Source organism: Planococcus soli, assembly GCF_016881065.1.
Classification (GTDB): domain Bacteria; phylum Bacillota; class Bacilli; order Bacillales_A; family Planococcaceae; genus Planococcus; species Planococcus soli.
In genome coordinates this window covers 1-25,791 of sequence record NZ_WXYN01000007.1, presented here as the reverse complement: position 1 = coordinate 25,791, position 25,791 = coordinate 1, and the positions used below count along the sequence as shown (strand labels likewise).

The 25,791-nt window shown below is 45.6% G+C and carries 25 protein-coding genes; 20 read left to right on the top strand and 5 right to left on the bottom strand.

The annotated features are described in order from the left end of the window. Positions 1-9: 9 nt before the first annotated feature. From GJB59_RS02435 to GJB59_RS02425, 3 genes are all read left to right on the top strand, one after another. Positions 10-1,080, top strand: coding sequence for an NAD(P)H-dependent flavin oxidoreductase (locus GJB59_RS02435; RefSeq protein ID WP_142827380.1), 1,071 nt, complete (start codon positions 10-12; stop codon positions 1,078-1,080). A 99-nt stretch (positions 1,081-1,179) separates the two neighbouring features. Then, a complete protein-coding gene (locus GJB59_RS02430) occupies positions 1,180-2,013 on the top strand; it encodes a DUF368 domain-containing protein (protein ID WP_142827379.1) in 834 nt (277 codons plus the stop codon). 525 nt (positions 2,014-2,538) lie between these two features. Then, positions 2,539-3,666: a CAP domain-containing protein gene (locus tag GJB59_RS02425; RefSeq protein ID WP_142827378.1), complete on the top strand. Its 1,128-nt coding sequence runs from the start codon at positions 2,539-2,541 to the stop codon at positions 3,664-3,666. Between the two features lie 46 nt (positions 3,667-3,712). Here GJB59_RS02425 and GJB59_RS02420 read toward each other — a convergent pair whose 3' ends face one another. Then, positions 3,713-4,543 carry an undecaprenyl-diphosphate phosphatase gene (locus GJB59_RS02420; protein ID WP_142827377.1) on the bottom strand — a complete coding sequence of 277 codons (831 nt, stop codon included), beginning with the start codon at positions 4,541-4,543 and terminating at the stop codon, positions 3,713-3,715. Positions 4,544-4,689: 146 nt separating this feature from the next. Between GJB59_RS02420 and GJB59_RS02415 the strand changes: the two genes are divergently transcribed. From GJB59_RS02415 to GJB59_RS02390, 6 genes are all read left to right on the top strand, one after another. Continuing rightward, positions 4,690-5,772 (top strand): AI-2E family transporter, encoded by a 1,083-nt coding sequence (locus tag GJB59_RS02415; RefSeq protein WP_142827376.1) that lies wholly within the window; start codon positions 4,690-4,692, stop codon positions 5,770-5,772. Between the two features lie 114 nt (positions 5,773-5,886). After that, positions 5,887-6,330 carry a MarR family winged helix-turn-helix transcriptional regulator gene (locus tag GJB59_RS02410; protein ID WP_142827375.1) on the top strand — a complete coding sequence of 148 codons (444 nt, stop codon included), beginning with the start codon at positions 5,887-5,889 and terminating at the stop codon, positions 6,328-6,330. A gap of 3 nt (positions 6,331-6,333) precedes the next feature. Next, complete coding sequence (locus tag GJB59_RS02405; RefSeq protein WP_142827374.1) at positions 6,334-8,952, top strand: MMPL family transporter; 2,619 nt, start codon at positions 6,334-6,336, stop codon at positions 8,950-8,952. Between the two features lie 235 nt (positions 8,953-9,187). After that, on the top strand, positions 9,188-9,640 hold the full coding sequence (locus GJB59_RS02400) for a hypothetical protein (RefSeq protein ID WP_142827373.1): 453 nt from the start codon (positions 9,188-9,190) through the stop codon (positions 9,638-9,640). Further along, positions 9,637-10,110 (top strand): GNAT family N-acetyltransferase, encoded by a 474-nt coding sequence (locus GJB59_RS02395; RefSeq protein ID WP_142827372.1) that lies wholly within the window; start codon positions 9,637-9,639, stop codon positions 10,108-10,110. The genes GJB59_RS02400 and GJB59_RS02395 overlap by 4 nt, the downstream gene beginning before the upstream one ends. Before the next feature lie 104 nt (positions 10,111-10,214). Further along, on the top strand, positions 10,215-11,864 hold the full coding sequence (locus GJB59_RS02390) for a serine hydrolase (RefSeq protein WP_142827371.1): 1,650 nt from the start codon (positions 10,215-10,217) through the stop codon (positions 11,862-11,864). A gap of 256 nt (positions 11,865-12,120) precedes the next feature. Here GJB59_RS02390 and GJB59_RS02385 read toward each other — a convergent pair whose 3' ends face one another. Continuing rightward, the gene (locus GJB59_RS02385; protein WP_006830093.1) at positions 12,121-12,321 is read right to left on the bottom strand and encodes a cold-shock protein; all 201 of its coding nucleotides are present in this window, start codon (positions 12,319-12,321) and stop codon (positions 12,121-12,123) included. 236 nt (positions 12,322-12,557) lie between these two features. Here GJB59_RS02385 and GJB59_RS02380 point away from each other — a divergent pair, with 236 nt between their 5' ends. From GJB59_RS02380 to fumC, 5 genes are all read left to right on the top strand, one after another. Continuing rightward, the gene (locus GJB59_RS02380) at positions 12,558-13,106 is read left to right on the top strand and encodes a P-loop NTPase family protein (protein WP_142827370.1); all 549 of its coding nucleotides are present in this window, start codon (positions 12,558-12,560) and stop codon (positions 13,104-13,106) included. Positions 13,107-13,195: 89 nt separating this feature from the next. Beyond that, positions 13,196-13,909, top strand: a complete 714-nt coding sequence (locus tag GJB59_RS02375) for a hypothetical protein (RefSeq protein ID WP_142827369.1) — start codon at positions 13,196-13,198, stop codon at positions 13,907-13,909. Positions 13,910-14,018: 109 nt separating this feature from the next. Beyond that, the gene (locus GJB59_RS02370; RefSeq protein ID WP_142827368.1) at positions 14,019-14,546 is read left to right on the top strand and encodes an NfeD family membrane protein; all 528 of its coding nucleotides are present in this window, start codon (positions 14,019-14,021) and stop codon (positions 14,544-14,546) included. Between the two features lie 301 nt (positions 14,547-14,847). Next, complete coding sequence (locus GJB59_RS02365; RefSeq protein WP_142827367.1) at positions 14,848-16,347, top strand: UDP-N-acetylmuramoyl-L-alanyl-D-glutamate--2,6-diaminopimelate ligase; 1,500 nt, start codon at positions 14,848-14,850, stop codon at positions 16,345-16,347. A gap of 82 nt (positions 16,348-16,429) precedes the next feature. Continuing rightward, the gene (gene fumC / locus GJB59_RS02360; protein WP_142827366.1) at positions 16,430-17,812 is read left to right on the top strand and encodes a class II fumarate hydratase; all 1,383 of its coding nucleotides are present in this window, start codon (positions 16,430-16,432) and stop codon (positions 17,810-17,812) included. Between the two features lie 244 nt (positions 17,813-18,056). Here the strand turns inward: fumC and aldA are convergent, their stop codons facing one another. Further along, positions 18,057-19,505, bottom strand: coding sequence for an aldehyde dehydrogenase (gene aldA, locus GJB59_RS02355; RefSeq protein WP_142827365.1), 1,449 nt, complete (start codon positions 19,503-19,505; stop codon positions 18,057-18,059). A gap of 214 nt (positions 19,506-19,719) precedes the next feature. Here aldA and GJB59_RS02350 point away from each other — a divergent pair, with 214 nt between their 5' ends. The 3 genes from GJB59_RS02350 (at position 19,720) to GJB59_RS02340 (ending at position 22,065) form a co-directional block, all read left to right on the top strand. Further along, on the top strand, positions 19,720-20,382 hold the full coding sequence (locus GJB59_RS02350; RefSeq protein ID WP_142827364.1) for a Dph6-related ATP pyrophosphatase: 663 nt from the start codon (positions 19,720-19,722) through the stop codon (positions 20,380-20,382). 6 nt (positions 20,383-20,388) lie between these two features. Beyond that, positions 20,389-21,381: a GNAT family N-acetyltransferase gene (locus tag GJB59_RS02345; protein WP_142827363.1), complete on the top strand. Its 993-nt coding sequence runs from the start codon at positions 20,389-20,391 to the stop codon at positions 21,379-21,381. Between the two features lie 327 nt (positions 21,382-21,708). Beyond that, a complete protein-coding gene (locus GJB59_RS02340) occupies positions 21,709-22,065 on the top strand; it encodes a hypothetical protein (RefSeq protein ID WP_236015372.1) in 357 nt (118 codons plus the stop codon). A gap of 50 nt (positions 22,066-22,115) precedes the next feature. Here GJB59_RS02340 and GJB59_RS02335 read toward each other — a convergent pair whose 3' ends face one another. Beyond that, on the bottom strand, positions 22,116-22,691 hold the full coding sequence (locus GJB59_RS02335; RefSeq protein ID WP_142827361.1) for a hypothetical protein: 576 nt from the start codon (positions 22,689-22,691) through the stop codon (positions 22,116-22,118). 57 nt (positions 22,692-22,748) lie between these two features. Beyond that, a complete protein-coding gene (locus tag GJB59_RS02330; protein WP_142827360.1) occupies positions 22,749-23,303 on the bottom strand; it encodes a M15 family metallopeptidase in 555 nt (184 codons plus the stop codon). A gap of 105 nt (positions 23,304-23,408) precedes the next feature. On the opposite strand from GJB59_RS02330, the gene GJB59_RS02325 reads away from it, so the two are divergent. The 3 genes from GJB59_RS02325 to GJB59_RS02315 are packed head-to-tail and all read left to right on the top strand — an operon-like array spanning position 23,409 to position 25,547. After that, complete coding sequence (locus GJB59_RS02325) at positions 23,409-24,140, top strand: NADPH-dependent oxidoreductase (RefSeq protein ID WP_142827359.1); 732 nt, start codon at positions 23,409-23,411, stop codon at positions 24,138-24,140. Positions 24,141-24,185: 45 nt separating this feature from the next. Then, the gene (locus GJB59_RS02320) at positions 24,186-24,800 is read left to right on the top strand and encodes an NAD(P)-dependent oxidoreductase (protein WP_142827358.1); all 615 of its coding nucleotides are present in this window, start codon (positions 24,186-24,188) and stop codon (positions 24,798-24,800) included. Between the two features lie 24 nt (positions 24,801-24,824). After that, on the top strand, positions 24,825-25,547 hold the full coding sequence (locus GJB59_RS02315) for an alpha/beta hydrolase (RefSeq protein ID WP_142827357.1): 723 nt from the start codon (positions 24,825-24,827) through the stop codon (positions 25,545-25,547). Positions 25,548-25,791: the final 244 nt, after the last annotated feature.

Sequence of the window (25,791 nt, the reverse complement as noted above, 5' to 3'; positions counted from 1 at the left end):
GGACTATTCATGATTTCAATGGAAACAGCAATCTGTCAATTGTTCAAAATTGATTATCCAATTATTCAAGCTGGTATGGCGGGCGGACCGACCACTGTTGAGCTGGTTGTTGAAGTCAGTAATGCAGGAGGACTTGGAACTCTGGGGGCTGCCTATATGCCGCCCGGTGCATTGCAGCAAGCAATCAAAGCAATCCAGTCCGCAACAGCAAAACCGTTTGGCGTCAATATTTTTGCAGCACCGGTGCAGGATGATTTCAGCCGTTTAGAAGAAGTCCAGAAGGCATTAAGCCCTTTTCGTTCGCAGTTGAAGATTCAGGAAATTGAATCCTCCTATCAATCGCCGGATTGGAGTGAAGAACAGTTTAATATTTGCGTTGAAGAAGGTGTGCCCATTATTAGTACAGCTTTTGGCTGCCTGTCAGCTGGGCAAATGAAAACTGCTAAAGAACAGCAAATCAAAATTGTCGTGATGGTGACAACAGTGGCAGAAGCAAAGCTGGCAGAAGCGTCCGGAGCTGATGCTATAGTGGCACAAGGAAGTGAAGCAGGAGGGCACCGCAGCAGCTTTTCGCTTGATCGCCATCCGGCAGGGGCACAGATTGGGACGCTGTCTTTAGTTCCGCAGGTAGTGGACGCTGTTGGCATTCCAGTCATTGCGGCAGGAGGAATCGTTGATGGGCGTGGGCTGGTAGCTTCGCTTGCTCTTGGGGCACAAGGCGTCCAAATCGGTACGCGTTTTATCGGCTCTAAAGAATCGGGTGCGCATAAAGCTTATAAGCAGGCGCTATTCAAAAGCAATGAGGAAAGCACGGTTGTGACCAAAAGCTTTTCGGGACGTCCGGCACGCGGCATTAAAAATCATTTTATTGAGAAGTTTGAACAAACCGGTATTGTCCCCTTGCCATTCCCTTCTCAAAATACGATCACCAAAGATATCCGGGCAGCGGCAGCAAAAGCCGATGATCCTGAATTCATGTCGTTATGGGCTGGGCAATCGACCCGGAGCCTGACTGAGGAAGTGGCTGCAGCAGAAATTGTGAGGACCGTCGTGGAAGAAGCGAAAGTGATATTAGGCTAGATTTATCGCTGGATTGGAATGATTAAAGTGATGCTCGAGTTTCCATTTCACACATGCTATACTGGTTAAAGTGATTTTTAAGACAAGGAGACTAGATGAATGGAATGGAAGAATATATACCGTGGCGTCTTAATTGGCATCAGTGATTTGATCCCTGGAGTCAGCGGAGGCACGATTGCGTTTATTTTAGGAATTTACGATCGTTTATTGGAAGCAATCAGCGGCTTTTTCAGCCGGGATTGGAAAAAACATCTCGGATTTTTAGTGCCACTTGGTCTGGGAGTTGTCATTACACTGCTGCTGTTCAGCCGGGTTATTGAATATTTATTGGAGCAGCATTATGAAGCGACGCAGTTTTTCTTCATGGGGCTGATCATCGGCGTTATTCCGTACATCATGAAACAAGCGGAAGTTAAAAAGAACTTCACTTCACGCCATCTGATTATCCTTGTGGTTATTGGAGCGGCGTTAGCTGTTACCGCCTTTATTCCAACAGAGGATAATTTGGCGCCGATTACATCACTTACTATACCTGTCTTCTTCACGCTGTTCTTTTCCGGCTGGCTGGCAAGTATGGCGATGTTGCTGCCGGGAATCAGCGGTTCGTTTATCCTGTTGCTACTGGGTGTCTATTCGACGGCTATCAATGCTTTAACTACATTGAACATTCCAGTTGCGCTGGCTATCGGTGCTGGAGTTATCGTTGGATTTATCGTCAGCAGCAAGGCGATCCAATATTTGTTGGAACACTTTACCTACGTTACGTATGCGGCGATTATCGGTCTGATTATCGGGTCTTTGTTTGTAGTATTTCCTGGATTCTCGACCGATTCGGCCACGCTCATCGCCAGCTTGGTGACGTTTGTTCTAGGTCTGGCAGTTACTTTGCTTTTTAGTTCGCCGAAAAAAATGGCTATTACAGAAGAGTTTTAATTGGATAAAAGAGGGGCCATCATAACTGATGGCCCCTCTTTTGATTTAGTAGCGCTTGTCGGGGCTTAACGGCTGGTTCCGCTTTTCTTATTGTCCAGCCTCCAGCTGCCAGATTCTAGGGTCATAAGCCACTCTGGCTGTGCGGCTGAAGAAATGCCGCTACGTCAGAGCGTCTTATGCCCGTCGAATCTAGATGGCAGCTTCCGCTTTTCTTGTTGTCCAGCTCCGGCGCCCAGCTCTTTGGGTCATAAGCCAACCCAGCTATGCGGCAAAGACCGCCGCTTCGCCGGTTTGTCTTATGCCCGGCAGAGCTACACGTTCGCCTCCACTTTTCTTTGTCCAGACTCCGGCAGCCAGCCCCTCGAGTCGCTTCAGCCTTACCAGCAATGGCAAAGACCGCCATTACCGATAAGGCTTACAGCGCTTGTCGGGGCTTAACGGCTGCCTCCGCTTTTCTTTCACAAAGGCGTTTTGCTTTGTGGATGATACGTTTGCGATTAAACTGTAGGGTAAGAGGTGATGTGTGTGCGGAAACTTTTTTGGTTGATGGTTTTGTTGCTGGCGGTTTTTTTTGCGCGCCCGATTTGGGAAGAACCAGTGGGTGAATATGTCGATTTAAGTTTCTTGGATTCTGTCGATCGCACAATTGAGAACATCACCGAAGATCCGGAAGTATCCCAAGCGTTTGATGGCGCTCGAAATTTTACTTCGCGTGTGGGTACTGAACTGCGGTCTATGATTGCTTCCAGCTCTCTTGAAATGCCGGAGGCTGTGGCAAAACCGGAATTGGCCGAACCTGATGCCTTGTTTGCGGTCCATAATGTTACGCTTGGTATGGACAAGGACGAAGCGCAGGAAAAAGTGGGAATGCCACTTCGGTTAATGCGGAATGAGTATGGCACTGACTGGCATAGCTACCATCAGGATTATCAAAATTATGTGCTCTTGTCTTACGATGAGGATGGAAAAGTGAATGGAATGTTCACAAACCAGGATTTGATTTCTTCTACGGAAGGAATAACGATGGATTCTACTAAATCGGAAGTCCGTTCGTTGCTTGGGGTTCCGCTGAAAAGCCTACAAAAAGGAAACGTTCAATATATACTCGATACTGGGGAAGAATACGATGTATTTAAAACCGAGAATACTTATACAACCGTTTTTTATGATATCCATGAAGAAGATACAGTGACTGCTGTGCAAGTTATCCATAAAGAGCTGGAGAAGGCGCGTCCTGGAATATACGCAGAAGCGAACGAAGAGTTGAAAGAAGGATATGAATACCTGCTTTTTGAATTAACCAATTCCGCGCGTATTCAACGTAATCTGCCGCTATTGAAGTGGGATGAACAGACTAAACTGACGGCCCGCAAGCATAGCGACGATATGGCGGAAAATAAGTATTTCAGCCACACCAACCTGGTGGGCCAGTCACCGTTTGACCGGATGAATGAAGACGATATCGCGTTTTATGTGGCCGGTGAGAACTTGGCATATGGGCAATACAGCAGTATTTTTGCCCATGAAGGATTGATGAATTCCATGGGACATCGTGAAAATATCGTAAAACCCGATTTTGGTTTTCTTGGTATAGGCACAGCGTTCAACGCAGAGAATCAACCCTATTATACGGCTAATTTCTTTAACCGATAAAAAAGAGACGACCTTTCAATCAAAATTGAAAGGTCGTCTCTTTTAATTAATTTAATACCAACCATGCCAGAACGACAAGAGGACCAACGATAAAGCAGTAAATTGCAAAATACTTTAATTGGCCTTTTGCCATGATGTTCATGAACCATTTGAGTGAGAAGTAAGAAGCGACAAGAGATCCCAGGAACGCCATGATGTAGGGGACTGCCATGGAAGCCAGGTTGTCATCATTGACGATGTCGGTAATGCTGAGGACAGCGCCACCCAGGCTGATCGGAATAAACAACAGGAAAGAGAAGCGTAGAGCGGTTTCCTGATTAATGCCACGTGCCATAGCTGCAACAATGGTAGCGCCGCTTCGGCTGATTCCTGGAATAAGTGCTACTGCCTGGGCGCAGCCAATGATGACTGCATCTTTCATCGTCATGTTGCCGTCATTTCGCTGTCCGCGCATATTGCGGATCCACCAGAGGCCGAAACCAGTTACGATTAAGGTCAAACCGACTGTGACAATGGTCGAAAGATTCTCATCAATCGCATCCTGGAACAGCAAGCCGATAACCCCAGCGGGAATTGTTGCGACTACGAGGTAGACAACGAACAGGAAGTCACGCTTTGTTTCTGCATTTTTAACCGTAAAGTACTTTAATCCGTTGATGACCAGGCGCTTGATGTCATCGCGGTAAATAATCAGTACCGCAATCAGCGAAGCGCTGTTGACGAGCAATGCGAAAGTTGAAACACTTCCTTCGATCTGTACGTCCAAAAAGTATTGCGCGATTAATAAGTGCCCGCTTGAAGAAATGGGAATTGGTTCAGTAAGTCCTTGAAATAGGCCGAGAAGCAAAAATTTAATTGTAAGCCATAATTGGTCCATTGGAATAAATCCTCCATTGCTTGATCGCATATTTTGTTTGTTAGAATTTCCTTTTTACGCGATAATTTCAAAATAACATAAAAAAATATAATACCATACTTTCATGATAAACTGGGTATACTATTGAAAGAAAGGAAGTGTGGCGCTTGACGAACAAGCTTTGGTTTCAAGCGGGAGTAGGAATTATCCTGGCTTTAGTCATCATTCGATTATTTATTGAAGTACAAGGAATTTTTGATCCCTTATTCATTATTGCAGGAACAATTTTTGTTCCATTGTTGTTGGGAGGCGTCTTGTTCTATCTGACAAGACCGATTTTGAATTTTCTAATGAAGAAAAGATTTCCGAAATGGGCTGCAGTTCTAACGGTTCTGCTATCCATTATCTTGGTGTTCTATTTGTTCTATGTAATGATCGGACCGATTGTTACAGAACAAATCAATTCACTGGTAGATAATGGACCTGAAATAATTGAAAGTGTGGAAGAATACGGTCAATACATATTCGACCAGCGTGATCGGCTTCCTGATTCCATTGAAGAGCAGCTGAATGGCATGACCGGACAAATTGGCGATCGGCTTGGTGATGTCGGGGGATGGATTCTTTCCTTTATCACCAGCTTTGTCTCAGGTGTCATCACCTTGGTGTTAGTGCCGTTTTTCTTGGTTTACTTATTGGTTGACCATAAGAAATTTGTTCCATTCGTTTCCGGATTTTTTTCCGGGGAACGCAAAAAATGGATCCGCAAAACCTTGCATGACATCGATGAAACCTTGCAGGCCTATATCCAGGGGCAGCTGTTTGTCAGTTTCCTGGTGGGAATTATGCTGCTGATCGGCTACCTGATCATTGGACTGGACTATGCACTGCTGTTGGCGCTGATCGGTATGGCGACCAACGTCATTCCATTTTTGGGGCCTTACATTGCAGTCATTCCAGCCATTATCATTGCGCTTGTGCAAGAACCGATCATGGCAGTGTATGTAGCCATTATCATGCTGGTCGCACAGCAGATCGAAAGCAATTTCATCACGCCGAATGTTATGGGAAAATCGCTCGACGTTCATCCGCTGACGGTCATTACCTTGATCCTGGCGGCAGGAAATATCGCCGGTCTTTGGGGAATCATTTTAGCAATTCCGGTATATGCCGTAATTAAGACCATCGCGAAAAATGTATACGCAAGACGAAGTGAAATACGCAATACGGCTACGCGTGATATTGAATAAACGCAACCTGTGAACTTTATGTTCACAGGTTTTTTTTGTGGAATTGCGGTTCTTTCTTGACCATAGAAGGTTTACCCCCTAGACTATTATTATTGGTTGAGGGGGTAAACTATTATGGACAAACGAATACAAGAAGCGGTAGATCTTTTTCAAGATGTCATGATTTACGGAACTGAAAGGGTAATCAAATCTGTTGATCACCCTTTGTGGAAAGAGTATTCGCCTGAACAAATTCAATTGCTCAAGCTGATCAGCAAAGAAAAAAGGGTTACTTCAGCCAGACTGGCTGTCATGCAAGCCGTACATAAAAGTGCAATTTCGAGCCGCATAAAAAAACTGCTTCAAAAAGAAGTAATTCAGATCGTCGAAACAACAGACAGGCGGGAAAAGTTGCTGGAACTGACGGATAAAGGCCAAACGGTTTTGGCGGAGCTGGACAAGGTGTTGACGGATTATCTCGAGAAGCTGATGTCCGAAAATATTGCGGATGAAGAAATAGAGCAATTTCTCGCGATTTTCCGGAAGCTGAAAACGATCATAAAAATGGATGGAGTGTAACAGATGCATAGCGTATTAAAATTCAAATGGCCGATTGCCATAGGATTGATAGTATTAACAGTCGCCTTATTCTTATTGGCGCCTAATTTAACGGAGCAGGCAGAACAGGCAGGATCGTTTCAGCTGTCTGATGAAGCTTCTTCGCAAATCGCTTCAAGTATTCTGACGGATGCGGATGCCTCGGACCAAACAATTTCTCTCGTCATGCCGCTGGAAAGTGAACTGACGGATTCGATGCGCGAAACGCTCGAACAGATGGCAGCAGATATCGAAGCACTGGGAGAGCCGGTGACGAGCGTCTTAAATCCGGTTGAAAGCGAAGAACTGGAAAGCCAGCTCATTTCGGAAGACCGCCAAACGGTTTTGATGCCCATTACAGTTGATGGAACGGACGAAGAAGTGAACACTGTTGCCGATACCATCAGGGAGACCATTATTCCTGAAGATTTGACCGCCTATGTGACGGGAGAAGCCATCATTAATAATGATGTCAACATTAGTGCACAGGAAGGATTAAAGCGCACCGAAATTATCACGGTTGTCTTGATTTTTGGTTTATTGCTGGCCGTTTTCCGTTCAATTGTGACACCGTTTATACCGCTTGTGGCAGTCGGAATCACATATTTATTGAGCCAGTCACTGGTTGCGTTTTTCATCGATTGGTTCGGATTCCCGGTATCCAACTATACGCAAATATTCCTGGTGGCAATTCTATTCGGAATCGGAACAGATTATTGTATCCTGCTGTTGAGCCGCTATAAAGAAGAACTTTCGGCAGGACATGGTGTAGAACAGTCAATTATTAATACTTACAAAACGGCAGGCCGAACGTTGCTGATCAGCGGAATCGCTGTATTTATCGGGTTTTTTGCCATCGGCTTTGCCGAATTTCCGATTTTTAAATCTGCAGTAGCGGTAGCTGTTGGAATTTTCGTCCTGCTGCTGGTTCTATACACCATCGTGCCGTTTTTCATGTCTTTATTGAGAGAAAAACTATTTTGGCCGGCGAAAAAATCAGCTTCCCATAATGACAGCAAACTATGGGTCACCATGAGCAAGCTGTCGATCAACCGGCCATTGTTGTCGATGCTGGTGGTAGCTGTGATTACAGTGCCTTTGCTGTTCACATACGATAATTCTTTGTCATTTAATACAGTAGATGAAATTGGTTCGGAATATGAATCGGTGAAAGGCTTGCGTGCGATTGAAGAAGGCTTTGGACAAGGTGATTCACTGCCTGTTCAAGTGATTGTGAAGTCAGAAGACTCATTGGCGGACCGATCAACTGTCCCGTATTTTGAATCGTTAAGTGCAGAAATCGAAAAAATTGATGGGGTTGAAACGGTTCGATCCATTACGCGTCCAACGGGAGAAGTAATCGATGAGCTTTACGTCGACGAGCAGCTTGGCTTGCTGGCGGATGGGCTTGGCGAAGCACGCGGTGGAATCGGTGAAGTGCAGGCAGGGCTATCAGAAGTCCAAACCAACTTAACGGCCATCAGTGAACAAACGGGTGATTCGGAAGGACTGGACGAGGCGGCAGCAGGGCTCGGCCAGATCAATCAGCAATTGGAACAGGTTTCTCAAGGTCTGCAGCAAACAGGCAACATTCAACAAACTGTTGGTGCTTTGGCCCAGATCAACGGCGGGTTGTCGGAAATTCAGCAAGGTTTGGCTGGCGCAGCAGGCCAAACAGCAGAACTTAGTGCCGGGTTAACGCAATTGGCAGATGGAGTCGGTGTTTCAAACGATGGCCTGGCAGAAATTGAAACCGGTTTGACGGAAGCTGTCGATATGATGGAGGAAATGAGCGGCAGCGAAGCTGTTCGCGATACGGGCCTGTTCATTCCGGAAGGCACACTTGAAAGCGCTGATTTTGAACAGGTATTGGACCGTTATTCTTTTGCCGACGGCACAGGAATGATGATGGAAGTCATCTTGTCGGAAGATCCATACTCTCATGAAGCCATTGTCATTACTTCTGAGATTAAGGAAACGGTGGAACGCTCTGTAGCCGGAACACCGCTTGAAAGCGCGGAAATTGCATTCAGCGGGATTTCGAGCATCAACAGCGATTTGGAAGAAGTATCTTCCAGTGACTTTACGAATACCGTGATCATCATGCTGATCAGCCTGTTTGTTGTGCTGGCAATTCTTTTCCGGTCATTGATCATGCCTTTGTATATGATTGGATCGCTGTTGTTGACGTACTACACATCGATTTCCATTGCGGAATTAATCTTTGTCAACGGTCTCGGATATGATGGCATCAGCTGGGCAGTGCCATTCTTTGGCTTTGTCATGCTGGTGGCGCTCGGAGTCGACTACTCGATTTTCCTGCTCGACCGGTTCCGAGAAGAGTCATTTAACGGCATCACCGTTCGCGATGCGATGCGTACATCGATGGCGAAGATGGGAACTGTCATCATCACAGCAGCGATCATTTTAGCAGGTACATTCGGTGCCATGATGCCATCCGGAGTCTTGAGCCTTGTGCAGATTGCAACCATCGTCATTACTGGATTGCTGCTGTACGGATTGATCGTCCTGCCATTATTGATACCGGCAATTTCAGTATCCTTTGACCGGGGTGTCTGGTGGCCATTTGGCAAGAAAAAGTAAGTTATTTAAGTAAAATCGTTATTCAATTTTATAGTGAAGCCAAAAAGCTGCGTTCGCGCAGCTTTTTTCTATGGATGTGGGATTGTGGTTGGCATGTTATACTGAATGGTAATTAAAAATGCGAAACGGGTGTAACCATATATTTCTGCGATTTTCTCCATACAGCAGTTCTATATTTTGGATCTTACTAATGTTTTTGATGAACTAACTGAAACTAAGAAATGAGGTAATGAGATTGTTGACATTTGAACAAAAGCTGGAAATTATTGAATCTTTTCCGGAATTGACAAGAAAAGATGTATCGATGAAACGGGTGAACTTTCATTATGAAGAGAGCTTGTATGACAAGAAAATCGTTGTCTACCATTTGCATCCGACAGGCAATGGCTTTGTCTATGTAGGAAACTTGCCGCATTATGAAGCGGATAAGAAAGGCTTCGTCAATATCCGTGATTTTTCTGAAAAGGAATTGCGCAGCGTCCTGGCTGATTCTTTGGATTACTTGTCACTGGAACCGGAACCGCCTTATGATAAAACGTGGGTCAGCCGCGACAACGTGAAATTGGATTTGGTTTATGAAGAGCCATTCTGGAATATTTATACGGGGAAAAACCTGGAAGAAAGCTTCGGAACTTTTGACGATGCTGAAAATTATTTGATCGACCAAGGCTTCAAAGAAAAGAAATGATGGAATTCCGTCTGCTGCAGGCTCATGAACCGCTGCCGATGGACTTGTTGCTCGAAGCGGATCCTTCCGAAAGCCTGGTGCGTGCTTATTGTGAATCCGGCTGGTGCACAATCGGAGAGCAGGGCGGCGCAATTGTCGGCGTATACGTACTGCTCGCTCTGTCAGACACCGTTGTGGAAATAAAGAATATTGCAGTTGCAGAAAGCTTCCGGGGCCGAGGATACGGGCGTCAGCTTCTGCAGCATGCTTTGGCTGAAGCGGCACTCCGCGGATTTACGTTTGTGGAAATCGGTACCGGCAATTCGAGCCTGGATCAACTTGCGCTATATCAGAAATGCGGGTTTCGGATGCATGCGATTGATCCGGATTTTTTCAGGCGGAATTACCCACAGCCGATTTTTGAGAATGGCATTGAATGCCGCGACATGATCCGGCTTCGCTCCGCAGTCAACAATGGCCTGTCTTCTTAAACACTTCCGACAGCCATAAAAAAAGAGCCTCTGGGCTCTTTTTTTATGGCTAAAAGAGGTAAAAAATCGGATTTTTCGGTATGCTAAAGGCAAGGAGTGAGGACATGTTTAAAAAGGTGACCTTATACACAAATCAGTTAGAAGACATGAAGGGCTTTTATGAATACCAACTTGGCTTCCGGATTGTTGAAGAAGATGAAAGCAGCTTTACGCTATCGATTGGAGAATCCCAGTTAGTCTTTCAGGAATCCGAAAGACCAGCTATCTATCATTATGCGCTGAACATTCCAGGCAACCAGTTTACACTCGCTAAATGGTGGGCTGGTGAGCGAGTAACCTTGAATCGCCAAGAGGGAATGGATGAAGTTTTTTACGCCAACTTCGATGCTGATGCATTTTATTTCCAGGATCCTGCCGGCAATGTCATTGAATTCATTGCGCGGCGCAGCGTCGATCGCATGGGTAATTTCACAGTCGACTCTTTGCTTAGCATCAGTGAAGTGAGCATCACAACACCACATGTTGAAGAAGTCGGTGGGCAGCTTGAAGAGATGGATATTCCAGTGAGGGGCTATAAAGGGATCGATCCAAATGCATTGAATTTCCTAGGGAGCGGACATGCTTATATTTTATTGGTGGCACCAAAGCGCGTCTGGTATTTTTCGAAACAAAAAAGTGAGACGCATCCTTTATCGATTGAGCTGTCAGATGGCCGCCACATTAACATTACAGAAGACGGACGGTTTCAGCAGGAGAAACCAGCTACTCCAATTATGGACAAGATGGAAGAAATCGATTTTTCAGGCGCCGCCTTTTTGCGTAAAGAGGAAACCTGGACAGCAGCAAGAGGATTTGCCAATCGTGCAGATGAACGGCCGAATGCTGTCGATACAAGGTTCGGCATTGCATCGGGCAGCAAGATTTTCACGGCTGTCGCTGTGTGCCAATTGGTGGAGGCAGGAAAGCTCAATTTCAGCGACAAGTTATCCGAATTGCTGCCGCAGGCTTTTCCGCATTTCGACGTTACCATTCATCAGCTATTGACTCATACATCCGGCATTCCGGATTATTTTGATGAACAGGTCATGGGCGATTATGAAGAGCTATGGAAACAGCGGCCGATGTACACCATGCAAACCGCTTCAGATTTTATTCCTCTATTTAAAGACCAGCCAATGATGTTCAAGCCGGGTGAGAAATTCCACTACAACAACGCTGGATTTATCGCACTTGGCCTGATCGTGGAGCAGGTGACTGGCAAAGAGTTTGCCGAAGTTGTGGAAGATCAGATTTTTGGTCCAGCCAAGATGGAAAGTTCGGGTTATTTCCGTTTAGACCGGCTGCCTGGTGAAACGGCTTTCGGTTATATTGAAGAAGATGGAATGTGGCGTACAAACCAATACGCTATCCCGATCCGCGGAGGTGCTGACGGCGGAGCTTATGTCACAGCGAGTGATATGGCGAATTTCTGGAGCAGTCTGATGGACGGCGCCTTAGTGACGAAAGAGATGCTGGAGACCATGCTCCAAGTGCATGCATCCGGCGAAGACGGCGATTATGGCTATGGACTATGGATTCAGAGACATGGGGATGAATTGGTGAAATACCATGTTATGGGATACGATCCCGGGGTCTGTTTCCATTCTGCATTTTACCCTGAAGAGGGCAATGTTCTCACAGTCTTGTCGAATAAAGGGGCAGGAGCTTATGAAATTACCGAGACCATTGAAGAATTGAGAATGAAAAAGGAGTGACAGCATGACCGGAAAAAAATTAGCATTGGGGATCGTTTTTGGAACGCTTGCCGTATGTATTTTGATTTTTGCAGTTTTCCAACTGTACTTTTGGCTGAATTAAAAGAAATACGAGACGGTATTTGCTGATAAGGCAATACCGTTTTTTTTTTTTTGAATGAGAAAAAGGCGCGGCCAGGATTTCCCTGATCACACCTTCATAAAATAAAAAAATAAGCTCTTCCGAAGAAGAGCTCATTGATAGTTTGACTTTAGATTAAGCTTTTTGTACGTTAGTAGCTTGAAGACCGCGTTGGCCTTGCTCGATGTCGAAAGTTACTTCTTGACCTTCGTCAAGAGATTTAAATCCTTCGCTTTGAATTGCAGAGAAATGTACGAATACATCGTCGCCGCCTTCGCGTTCGATGAAGCCAAATCCTTTTTCTGAGTTAAACCATTTTACTTTACCTTGTTCCATGTGTGTTTCCTCCTCGTATGCGTAAGCATACATTGTATTACTATCCTTGCTCAAATCTTGCAGATGGACATCTGACACTTTGTAAAAAGTTATCCGAACAAAAATAATTCTTCCTTAGAATAACATGGGGTTACATATATTGCAAGGGATTATGAAATATTCTTTTTGCTACTTTTCTTTTCCACCATGAATTATAATAAAAAAACTGAACAGAGAAACAATCGGGAGGCGCGGTTATGCAGAGAATTATGGTACTTGGCGTATCATCTGGGGTTGGCAAATCAAGCTTTTCAAGAAGCTTGGCAGACATAGCAGCAATTCCGGTCCATCACTTGGATGCTTATTTTTGGAAGCCAGGTTGGGTGGAAAGCAGCGATTTAGAATTCAGTGAAAAACAGCAGCGGCTGGTTGAACAGGACCGTTGGATCATTGAAGGAAATTACACAAGTACTTATGAAATTCGAAGGCAAAAAGCCGATACTATCATCTATTTGGAACTGCCGTTAGCCGTATGCCTGTACCGAGTGTTCAAGCGCCGCATTATGAATCATGGAAAAACACGTCCCGATATGGCCGCCGGTTGTCCGGAAAAACTGGACAAAGACTTCCTGAAGTTCATCATCTCCACATACGGTGCCCGAAAAATAAAGATGAGAAAGCGTCTGGAACAATTTATAGAAGAAAGTCCTGACAACCAAGTCATTTTGCTGCGCAATCAAAAAGAAATTGAGAGGTTTTTAAAAGAGACAGCGGTTGAACTGTTTTCCAGCTCTCCAACAAGATAGTTGGCTTTGTAATATAGTGAAAAACTTGCAGACGTTCTGGAATGGAAGTGGTATTCTATAGCTACAAAATATATGGAGGAGAATGGCTGATGAAGTTGCTGCATGAAGGCACAATAACAAACCAAGTGCTTCATAAAAAACTTCCCTTTTCTATGAAGCGGCTGTATTTGGAAGATTTGCCCGTGATCGAACAGATTCAAGCAAAAGTAATTGAATCGCTTCCCGAAAAGGACTCCCTTCAGGCATTGGCTACCGAAGAGTTTTTGTTTATTCTGAATGAGCGGGGCTTGATGGTTGGGGCATTTGTCGAAGATGAATTGATTGGTTTCAGGGCATTGCTTATTCCTGAAATCGATGAAGAACATTTGGGCTGGGATATCGGCCTGCCGCCAGAGCAATTGCGGAAAGTGATTTACCAGGAGATTTCTGTGGTGCTTCCTGAATACCGGGGAAATCGCCTGCAGCAAAAATTAGCTGAGGTCATTATGAAGGAGTTGCCTAATCTTGAAGAAGAGTATCGCTATGTTTGCTGCACTGTTGCGCCAATGAACATCCCCAGTTTAAAAGACAAGTTTACGCAGGCAATGCACATTGCCGCCCTGAAGGAAAAGTATGCCGGATTACAGCGGTATATTCTTGTGAAAGACCTGGAAAATCCATTGGGCCACTACAGCGACCATGTTACAGTCAAACTGGATGATCTTGAAAAGCAGCAACAGTTGCTCCGTGAAGGGTATGTAGGCATCGGCTTTCAACTGGTACAAGGTTTTCATGAAATTCAATTTGCAAAACCCGTTCTATAAGAAGAACGGGTTTTTATTTGGGTTTAAAAGAATTCTGAAACTTCTTCTGAAGTTATTCGTTATTAGTAAGGGAGATGGAAATTGACTTACTGGAATGGGAGGTTTTGGAATGGTTGTTTTTGGCTTACCTGCGGAGCAGCTTTATATGTATGCGCTGCTTGCATCAGGAGCGCTTACAGTACTGTGTGTCTTTTTTTGCGACATTGCTGACCTTAAGAGTGGTTTGCCGGTGTTCAACCTGACCGTAATCCTCGCTTTCATCATATTTGGCTCTGCAATCGGCTTTTTGATGGAAACAGCAACAGAACTGAGCGAATTGGTGATCTTGGCGATTAGTGGAGGGGCGGCAACCGTCTTAACTGTGGTTTTATATTTTTTAATCTTATTGCCGCTGTCTGCTGCAGAATCATTAAGTACCTATTCGGAAGAGCCGCTGCCTGGACAAATGGCTAATGTGATCATTTCAATTCCTGTCGATGGATATGGGGAAGTAGTGCTGGAGAATTGCGCGGGAATGATTTCAAAACGTGCGACCGGCTATAACAATGAAGCGATCAGGCAAGACGAAAAAGTGCTGATCGTTGAAGTGAATGACGGCACTTTATATGTGCAGGCAAGCAAACCTAAAACTTTATAAAAAATGGCGGCTACAGCAGGAATTAGATGTAGGTTGGCTGAATTTTTTAGGTTCTGGACCCGGGAATCCGGCGATTGCAATAACTTGAAGTGAGATAATTATAAAAGCTCCCTGCTCAAAGAGATTCTTGAGCAGTTTTTTTATGCCCAATAAAAGTACAGAAAAAGTCAGCATTTCAGAAAAATTCGACGTAATTCGACTTAAAATGTTGGCGCTGTCAGAGGGAAATGATAGAATAATGTTACATGTTCCTGTGAAACTATAGGTATTTGACATAATATTTTCCCTAAGGAGCCTTTCAATGGAGATACAACTCACCAGCATCCCATCTTTCCCCGTAATCGAGCAATTTGGACCTGCAATATCAAAAGTCAGTTCAATTGAATACAATTCAACACAAGTTACCCAAGGTTGCACTTTCTTTTGTGTTCCAGGCGAAAACACCGATGGACATTTGTATATCGAAGAAGCAATCGGCAACGGCGCCACCACAGTTATCGGATCGAATCGGCAGATAATCGCTGAATATGCCGAAAAACATCCTGATCTTTCGTTTGCAGTTGTGGCGAATGTTCGGACAGCACTTGCTTATATGTCTGATTTCTTTTACCATTCTCCTCAAAAAAACTTGCTGAAAGTTGGAGTTACAGGAACCAATGGGAAAACAACTACAGCTACTTACGTTTACAATTTATTTAACCTTCTGGGCATTTCCTGTGGGTTTATTGGCACGACAGGGATTATAGGAGCCAATGGCAAAATTCCTTTCTATAAAAGCACTCCGACCACTCCGATTTCGTCCGATATTCACAAAATTTTCGGGAAGTTTGTAACAGAAGGAGACCGCGCTGTGGCGATGGAAGTTTCTTCTATCGCTTTAGATCAAAAACGCGTGGAAGGCATCAGTTTTGATGTCGCCATCCACACAAATATTTCTGAAGAGCATTTGGAATACCACAAGACATTCACCCATTATCTTCAGTCGAAACTTTTGTTATTCAAGCAAGCTAAGGCTGCTGTAGTCAACATCGATGATGAAGGTATGGCCAAGGAAATTTTGGAAGTTATTGATTATCCTCATTTGACATACAGCAACCAGCTGGATTCCGGAGCTGATTTGATCTGGACGGCTTGCGAATCTTCGGATACAGGATTGAAATTTGATTTATGTTATCAGGAAAAGCGATGGCCGATCCATGTGCCGCTTTATGGCGAATACAATGCAGCTAATTTGACGGCAGCGATCGGCACAGCCCTTTTGTCAGGTGTTCAGCTGGAAAATATTTTAGCTGTTCTTCCGGACATGCCCCAGGTTGAGGGCCGGTTTCAGGTAATTCATGGCCCGGAAAACCGCAAAATCATTCTGGATTACGCCCATACGCCGGTCGCTTTAGCCTCGGTGCTGCAAGAAGTGAAGAAGTTGTCGCACAATCGGCTGATTGCATTGATTGCTGGCATCGGGATACGGGATTTCTCGAAAATGCCGAAAATGGCCAAAGCGGCGGAAGGGAAAGCGGACGTTCTTGTGGTCACAGTCGACCATCCTGGCGACAACGAACCGAGTACCGTGATCAATGCGGTATTGGAAGGGTTCACAGTGCCTTACAAGCAACATGTAGTGACCGCCAATTCAAGGCGCGAAGCGGTTCTGGCTGCTTTGAAGGAAAGCGGTCCTGATGACTTGGTCCTGCTTTCCAGCGGATCGATAAACGGTGCACAAATCGTTAAGGGCGAGTATATTCCACATTCTGATGAAGCAATAATCGAAGAATTTTTCAATAGCAAAACCAGCGATTTTTAACTGCAAAGGTCGCTTTTTTAGGCTTGTGTGTGGTTATAATAGAAGAGAAGAATACATAGACATCAGAATTGGAGTGAATGGAATGCAGTATCGTACAGAAAAAGATACCATTGGTGAAATTCAAGTTGAAGCGGACAAAATGTGGGGCGCTCAAACGCAGCGCAGCGTACAGAATTTTGAAATCGGTACGGAACGTATGCCGCATGAAGTCGTCATGGCTTTTGCTCAATTGAAAAAAGCGACAGCCAAAGCAAACCATAAACTGGGCAAATTATCCGAAGCGAAGATGAAAGCCGTTGAACTTGCTGCAAATGAAGTGATCGAAGGCAAATGGAACGATCATTTTCCATTAGTTGTCTGGCAGACAGGAAGCGGTACACAATCCAATATGAACATGAACGAAGTTCTAGCGCGCCGCGGCAATGAGATTTTAGCAGAGCAGAATTCTGACGAAAAACTTCATCCAAACGATGATGTGAATATGTCTCAAAGCTCGAACGATACGTACCCGACAGCAATGCATGTGGCAGGAGTTTTGGCAGTGGCCGAAAACCTGGTGCCTGCTGTTCAAAAGCTGAAGGCAACATTGGATGAGAAACAACAGCAATTCGACGAAGTCATCAAAATTGGACGTACGCATTTACAGGATGCGACGCCTTTGACATTGGGCCAGGAAATCAGCGGCTGGAAGCACATGCTTGAAAAAAGCGAGCGCATGATTCGCGAAAGTGTTGAGCATATGCGTGAATTGGCAATCGGCGGCACAGCAGTTGGAACGGGCATCAATGCCGATCCGACTTTTGGTCCTTCAGTTGCTGAGTTCATCAGTGAAGCAGTTGGAACTTCCTTCACTTCTGCAGAAAACAAATTCCATGCACTGACGAGCCATGACGAAATGGTTTACACACATGGTGCTATCAAAGCATTGGCAGCAGATGCCATGAAAATTGCCAACGACGTACGCTGGTTGGCAAGCGGCCCCCGCAGTGGGATCGGTGAAATCACGATTCCTGCCAACGAGCCTGGAAGCTCTATTATGCCAGGCAAAGTCAACCCGACTCAAAGCGAGGCATTGACAATGGTTGCGGCTCAAGTAATGGGCAACGACGCAACAATCGGTTTCTCGGCAAGCCAGGGGAACTTCGAGTTGAACGTTTTCAAACCGGTTATCGCTTATAACTTCCTGCAGTCTGTCCGTCTGTTGACAGACAGCTTGGTCAGCTTTAATGACCATTGTGCGGTAGGTATTGAAGCCAATTTGGATGTTATTCAAAATCACGTAAGCAACTCATTGATGCTGGTTACTGCATTAAACCCGCATATCGGCTACGAGAATGCGGCTGCAATTGCTAAGCAAGCACATAAAGATGGCACCACCTTAAAAGAATCTGCCGTAAGCAGCGGGCATTTGACTGCTGATCAGTTCGACGAATGGGTTAAACCGGAGAACATGGTAGGAAAATAACAAGATGAAAAGCGGCTGGGAGTTTCCGGCTGCTTTTTTAGCTTGTTGAAAAACTCGTCTTACTTTTCATTTCCCTTCAGGCTGCCACGTTTCACTGGCACAGCATTTCGCGCCTGCTGCATGACCATATCCTGTGGGTTCGAAAGTGAGTGGTAAGCTTCGGAAATCCACGGCTTGGCAGAAGTTTTTCGACAACCTGAAAAAACACTCTTCCCTAAAAAGGAAGAGTGTTTTTTGTGTTCATTTATTTGCCGTTCTTATACTGCATATAAACCACTTGCGTAACTAAGAAGTCTTCCATGCCATGCTTGCCGTCTGCGCCCCCGAGTCCGGATTTGCGCATACCGGCGTGGTAGCCTTGAACCGCTTCAAAGTTTTCGCGGTTCACATAGGTTTCGCCAAACTTCATCTCGTTGACAACCTGCATGGCTTCGTTCAAATCGTTTGTGTAGATGGCGGAAGAAAGGCCGAATTCTGTATCATTGGCTTTTTCGATAGCTTCTTCCAATGTGCTGTAGGTGGTAATCGGCAGAACAGGCCCGAAAATTTCATCGCGGATAATGGCCGAGTCGTGTTCCACGCCTGTCAGAATAGTGGGCTTGTAGAAAAATCCAGACCTGCTGCTGTCACGTTCACCGCCGATTGCGACAGTGGCACCTTCTGTGACCGCCTGTTCGACCATGTCGTGTACCGTATCGAGACGGTCCTGGCTGACGAGCGGGCCGACATCGGCCTCTTTGTTTTCACGCGGATCTCCCAGAACTTTCGATTCAAACACAGCAATGAGTTTTTTTGTGAACTCATCTGCGATGCTGTCATGCACGTAGACCCGTTCGGCGTTTGTGCAGGCCTGTCCGTTGTTTGCCAAGCGGGAAGTGGCGATGGCTTCAGCTGCCAAATCGAGATCCGCATTTTGCGTGACGATGGCCGGAGCCTTGCCGCCCAATTCCAAATTGACTTTGGTAATGTTCTGCGCTGCTGCTTCCATCACTTTTGTACCTGCTGGGACACTCCCGGTCATGGTGATCAGCTGTACTTTTTCGTGTGATGCGAGTGCATTGCCAATCTCTGAGCCTGTTCCTGTAACAACATTGTAGACGCCTGCGGGCACTTCATCCATCTCGTGGATGATTTTAGTGAATTCCATGGCGGTGTTCGGTGTTTGCTGGCTTGGCTTCAAGACAATCGTGCAGCCGGTGACAAAAGCGGTGGCTACTTTTCTGGCCAGGATAAATACCGGGAAATTCCACGGAACAATACCGGCTACGACACCGATCGGTTTTTTGTAGACAAAAATATTTTCGTTCGGGCGATCACTTGGCAAAATTTCACCTTCGATACGCCGAGCCCATTCGGACATGTAATGGAAATAGTCAATGGCAAGGTCCACTTCTCCGCTTGCCAACTCATAGCTTTTTCCCTGCTCTTCCTGCAGCAAGTCGATAAAAGTGTCGCGTCTCTCCGCAATTTTATCCCCGAGCTTGCGGACAATTTTGCCGCGTTCGATGTTGGGGGTCAACTCCCAAGCTGTCTGTGCCTGAAACGCAGCATCCACTGCGCGATCAACATCTTCTTTTGTGCCTTTAGGTATTTGTGAAATGACTTTTTCAGTTGAAGGATTGATGATGTCGATCCATTCTGTTCCTGCAGATTCTATATATTCACCATTTACGTATAATTTATGCTGTTGCATTTTTTTGCCTCCTTTGGGTATAGTTGAGTTTTCCCTTTGCTTTAGCCTATTAAACGGATAGAAGTACAATAAAAAACGAAAAAAGATTTTGCAGCAAACCGCCAAGGGCTTGCCAGTGTTCTCGAAATTCGAAATCCAGATGTGCAAAAGGGTTTTTCGGAAGAGGCGGCGAACTAGTTACAATAACAGCGAATTAAAAAAGAAGAGGTGTAGTATGCAAAAATCATTTGTTATGTCATGGAGCGGCGGAAAAGATTCGGCACTCGCTTATTACCGCGCGGTGCTGGAAGGACATGTGCCGCTCGCATTATTTACGATGTTCGAAGAAGATGGCACCAAATCCCGTTCGCATGGCTTGCCGATTGAGGTTATGGAAGCGCAGGCTGACCGCATGGGATTGCCTTTAGTTATTGGCAAAGCCAGCTGGTCCGGTTATGAAAAGGAATTTATCGAACAGTTGAAGAAATTCAAAGCGCAAGGCATCGACATGGGTGTTTATGGCGACATCGATTTGCAGGACCATTTGGAATGGGTAAAAAAAGTCAGTGCGGAAGCAGACATGGATGTCAGCCATCCACTTTGGCAGGAGCCGCGGAAAAAACTGTTGGAAGAACTGATTAACGAAGGCTTCCGGGCTGTTATTACCGTAGTTGATACGAAGCGGTTGGACGAAAGCTTTTTAGGACGGGAGTTTACGCACGAACTGATCGGTGAACTGGAGGCTGCCGGCGTGGATGCCTGCGGTGAAGAAGGGGAATTTCATACAATTATCATAGATGGCCCTATTTTTGTAGAGCCGGTTCCGGTCCGGTTTGGTGAAAAAGTGAAAGTCGGCAACTACAGAATCCTGGAAGTGAAACTCTATTCAGAGGAGTGATCGTGGATGATTCAAATTACAGGGATGGAAGAAAAGCATATTCGTCAGATGTCCGTATTGTTAGCGAAGCGGCATGAACGGGAACGGAAGATTTTCAATTTTTTGCCTGCCCAATTTGAAGAAATCGATGACACTGAAGCAGTTCTCCGAAAGGTATTGGAGCGGCCTTTTATCAATGGCATTGTCGCTGTAAGAGGCATCGATGTCATCGGATATCTGCTGTATGAATTTAAAGAAGATGCCAAGCGCGGCCGCTATGTGTGGATGGACTATGAATCCATTGCAATCAGTGAGCATGAAAATCCAAGGTTGCTGAGGCTGCTGTATGCAGATGCTGGAGCTGAATGGGTCAAACACGGCTACTTTCATCATATGCTGCTGGCGCCGCTTGGCAATGAGGCGGTCATTGACCAATGGCTGGATCAATCTTTTGGCTTTGAACAGAAATACGGCATCCTTTCGCTCGATGATTTTGAACCGAATAATGGCACGCTTCCAAAGCTTGAATTCCGAAAAGGCGGAAAAGAAGATGCGCCATTGCTCAAGAAAATGGCAATGTGGAACAGCATTCATCAGGCGACGGCTCCGTCCTGGCTGCCGATTACACGTGAAACGATGGAAGATGTTAAAGAGAGTTATGAATCCTTGACTGAAGATCAGGATGCCTATTTGTGGATGGCAGAGCAGGGAGACCAAGTTGCTGGATTCCATGTCTATTTTCGCAAAGAAGACCCAATGAGCATGGTAACGCCCGAGAATTGTGCAGAACTTCCTGCTGCCTCTACCAATCCTGATCTTCGCGGAAGAGGAGTAGGGCGTGCATTAGCCAATCATTGCTTTGGTGAAATGAAAAAGCAAGGATTTGAATATATTTTTGCGGATTGGCATACTCCAAATCAGTTGGCTTCCTATTTTTGGCCTCGAATGGGCTTTCAGCCTATCATGGTCCGTATGACAAGGCAGATTGATCCACGGATTTCCTGGGCGCATGGGGAATAGCGGTAACTTGAAAGAATGCATCAATTTTCAGTTGGCTGTGCATTTGAAAAACGCATTTGGGGTGCAGAAGTTTGGTGGAATAGGGCACTTTACTAATTTCAAAAATTCCGGTAAGCTAGAAATAACAGGAAAACTAATAGTGTTTCCGCCTTGTACTCTCCAACTCAACATTTTGTGACGTTGCCTATAAAAACGAATAATTTGGTCAAGTGCTGCAGAGAATAGAGCTGCCAGCAAAGCCGAAAAGCATCTCTCCTTAGGAGGGCTTTTCGGCTTTTTGTTTGTTCAAATGGAATAATACATTGAACAGAAAGGATGACAGGGAACGTGTCGAAAAATCCATCTGCTGATCAACAAGAAGTGCACTTTTTTTTCTCGAAATCCAAAGCTACGCATGAAGAAGCTGGAAAATGCTTTATCACCCTGTTTGCACGTTTAAGTATGGAGATTCCTGCTTCTGGAAAACAGCGAGGTGCCAGCGAGAACAAAACGATTTGGGTGGACATAGAAGAAGTGGCAAGTGAGCAGGCTACATCTAAAATGAAAAAAATGCCGGACTCGATCGAACGGTATGAAATTTCCAAAGAACTGTTTTGGGAACTTCATAAAATTTCTCAAAGATGTCCAGAGGAACTTTATTACATAACTCCGCTGTCTTATTTGCACGACTACCGTAACAGATGACTTTGTTTTCCTAATAATAAAGCAGCCCGGTTCAATTGAACCGGGCTGCTTTAATTTTTTGGAACTACCATAAAGTCGATGGTTGCACTGATTGTATAAGGGGTACTGGAACCATCGGCATTTATCGCAGAAAAATCCGCGTACCCTTCGATTTTGTAGTAGCCTGTAGGAAACTGTTCTTTCATGACGTTTTCGACAAACTCAATATAGGCATCATCCTCTTCTGCACTGTAGCCGCCGCTGCCGGCATAGCGTTCCTGTAAAGGCTCGCCTCTCGTCAACTTAGTAATCAGCAAAGGTTCATTCATAGGGTACTCTACAGCATAAGCCCGGGTTTCTTCACGAAGTGGGAAATAGAAGGGGGAAGCGGCGTGGGAAATTTCAATAGTTTCCGCCTCGCCAGTATATTCCAGTTCAGCTTGAATTATTATTTCTTCGCCTTCGGTGTATTGATCCCGGTCTGTTGCCAAGCGGTAAATAAAGTCTGCTTCTGAAGACTCGCTGTGAGGAGAAATTACCTGGAAGTCAGTTAATTTGTTCATGTTTTCATTGCCCGCATTCTCCGCGCCACAAGCTGCCTGCAATAAAATAAGAGGAGCGATCCAAACCGATAAAGCCATTTTCATCCCCGTTCCGCCTCCTTTATAAAGAAGACGAAACAATGTGTCCTTCGGTTACAATGGCTATTCCATCTTATCTTCAGGCCGCCAGCCTTGCTGCAGCTCGCGGATGGATAAGCCAAAAGTCATTTCCAGATGAGGATAATCCTTAAAGCGCTGCCAGTCGCCACCCCAGTCAAAGCCCAGGTTTTTGCCTATCGCTGCGACTTCAAACCAGTCACTTTCCCCGTTGCCGTTGCCATCCCGTTCAATATCCCAAACCACCGAGCCATCATCCAGGCGCAATGCATAATCGATGGCCAAACCATAATTATGATAGGATTCCCCCGCTTCTGCATAGGTCACGATAGATCCTGACGAACTACGGCCTTGGCTGTGGAGGCCATCCTGCTCTTCCGGTGAACGATAGCCGTCGGTAATCAGGATATCAATGCCGATTTCAGCAGCTTGCGCCACCAGCAAATCCCGTTTTTCTTCTACGATGGGGTGCAATCCGGAAGGCAAAGTCCGCTGCTCCAGCTCTTCGCGGAACGCCAATTCCTTTTCCAGCCATATGAACAAAAAACCGCCGAGAACCAATAAGAAAAGGATGGAAAAAGCGGTCTTCGTATTTTTCAAATCCATTCACCTCTGTAGGTTCTATTGTAGCAAAAATCATCTGAAGAGTATCGCGGCAGAGAATTTGGTACGATAGAAGAAATGAACTGAGAGGGGATAGGGCCAATGGTTATCGAATTAATGAAAGCACACGCGTCCGTAAGAGATTATAAAGAAAAACAATTGTCACGGGAGGAAGTCAGTGAACTGGTTGAGGCAGCACAGCATGCGGCGACGTCCCATTTTGTACAGGCTTACTCGATTGTGTGGGTCACGGATCCTGAAAAACGCAGAAAGCTGGGCGAGTTATCCAAGAACGCCAAGCAGATGGAAGGCGCCGGAGCGGTCTTTTTAATGTGCGCTGATTACAATCGCCTGCAACACGCTGGAAAATTGCAAGGACAGGAAATCGTCTTTGACCGCGCAGAAAACTTGATTGTTGCCGTTACCGATGTCGGGTTGCTGGCACAGAATCTGGCTCTTGCTGCCGAATCAAAAGGCTATGGCATCTGCTATATCGGCGGTGTCCGCAATAATATGGAAGAGATCAGCGAACTGGTCGGATTGCCGGAAGGCGTTTTTCCGGTCTACGGATTGACGGTCGGTGTGCCAAACGAAGCGAATGGAGTCAAGCCGCGGTTGCCGGTGGAAGCGATTTTACATGAAAATGAATACGATGAAGCCAAATATGAAACTCTCTTGACGGAATACGACAATACAATCGAAGCCTACTACGCCAGCCGCGGCTCGAATCAGAAAACAGCGACCTGGACACAGCAAATGGCAGATTTTCTTAGCAAGCCACGCCGTGAAGGCTTAAAGCAAGTACTGGCGAAAAAAGGCTATCATTTCAAATAAACACCATGCAGGTTTTTGATAGACAGAACATGAGGGGGAAAAACGATGAAACTGGCTATATTCGGAGCGACTGGCCGTGTGGGAGGCGAAATTCTCAAGCGGGCACTCAGAGATGGGCATCATGTAAAGGCCTTGGTCCGCTCAGAAAAATTGGAAACACATCCGAACCTGGAAATTATTCTGGGAGATGTGCGGAACGTGGAAGATATTGAAAGAACAATCGCAGGGACAACTGCGGTTTTTAGTGCCATTGGTACGGACAGAACGACGACGTTATCTGAAGCAGCACCTCTGATTGTCAAATCGATGGCCAATCACGATATCAAACGGATAATTACAATTGGGACGGCAGGGATTTTGGACAGTCGCCTCAGCCCGGGTCTGCTTCGCTACGAGGGTGGGGACTCCAAGCGTAAGCTGACTTTTGCTGCAGAAGAACATGAAGCAGTTTACCGATTGTTTGAAAAAACAGAGCTTCTTTGGACCATTGTTTGCCCTACATACTTGCCAGACGGCGAGGCACGCGGCAATTACCGAGCAGAGAAAGACTTGCTGCCGGAAGAAGGCAAGGAAATTACTGTCGGTGATACAGCAGAATTCGCCTATCGTCAGCTCCAATCACAGGAATTTATTCAGAGCCGTGTAGGCTTGGCTTACTAAAAGTTCAGACAAGAAGGTGGCGCGATGAAAAAGTGGCTGTTGCGTGTTGCAATGAGCGTTTTAGCTTTATTAGTGATTGCGGTTGTCAGTTTTGTTGTTTATGCCCAATTTGATTATGGGCCAAGTGAAGCCTTGGCTGAAAGAGTGGATTTGTCTGCGCTTGAAAGTGACGGGGAAGGGTTGTTCTTCCAGCCCGAATCATCGAATGGCAAAGGAATAATCCTGTATCAAGGGGCTAAAGTCCAAAAGGAAGCTTACGCCTACCTTGGCCAATCCTTGAGTGAACAAGGATTTGTAGTGTCGATTCCTCAGTTGCCGTTGAATTTTGGGATCCTTGGTTCTGAAACAGCGGGTTCTGTGATGGAAGTACATCCCGATGTGGAGGAATGGTTTCTTGGCGGACATTCTTTGGGTGGGGTAGCTGCCTCTTTCTATGCAGAAGACCATTCACCGAAGCTTAGTGGACTTTTTTTCCTGGGGGCATACCCAGCAAGTGACTTTTCAGAAAGTGGGCTGCCAATGCTGTCGATTTATGGAGAGTTGGATGGCTTGTCGACGATTGATGATATTGAAGCGAGCCGTGAACTGTTTCCGGACGGCAGCATCTTTGAGGAAATTGAGGGTGGAAACCATGCACAGTTTGGGTTGTACGGTGAACAAAAAGGTGACAATTCGGCCAAAATATCCGCATTCGAGCAACAGGATCAAGTGGTAAAAGCATTAATCGAATGGATAAACAAAAACTGATCCGGAATTCCGGATCAGTTTTTGTTTTGCTTATTAGTTTGGAGATATGTTCTGTTTAATGCCATTTAGAGCTACACGGGCGCTTGCGCTTTTCTTATTGTCCAGACTTCAGCACCCAGATTCTAGGGTCATAAGCCACTCTGGCTGTGCGGCAAAGAACGCCGCTTCGCCAGATCGTCTTATGCCCGTCGAATCTATACGGGTACTTGCGCTTTTCTTTGTCCAGACTCCAGCGCCCAGCTCT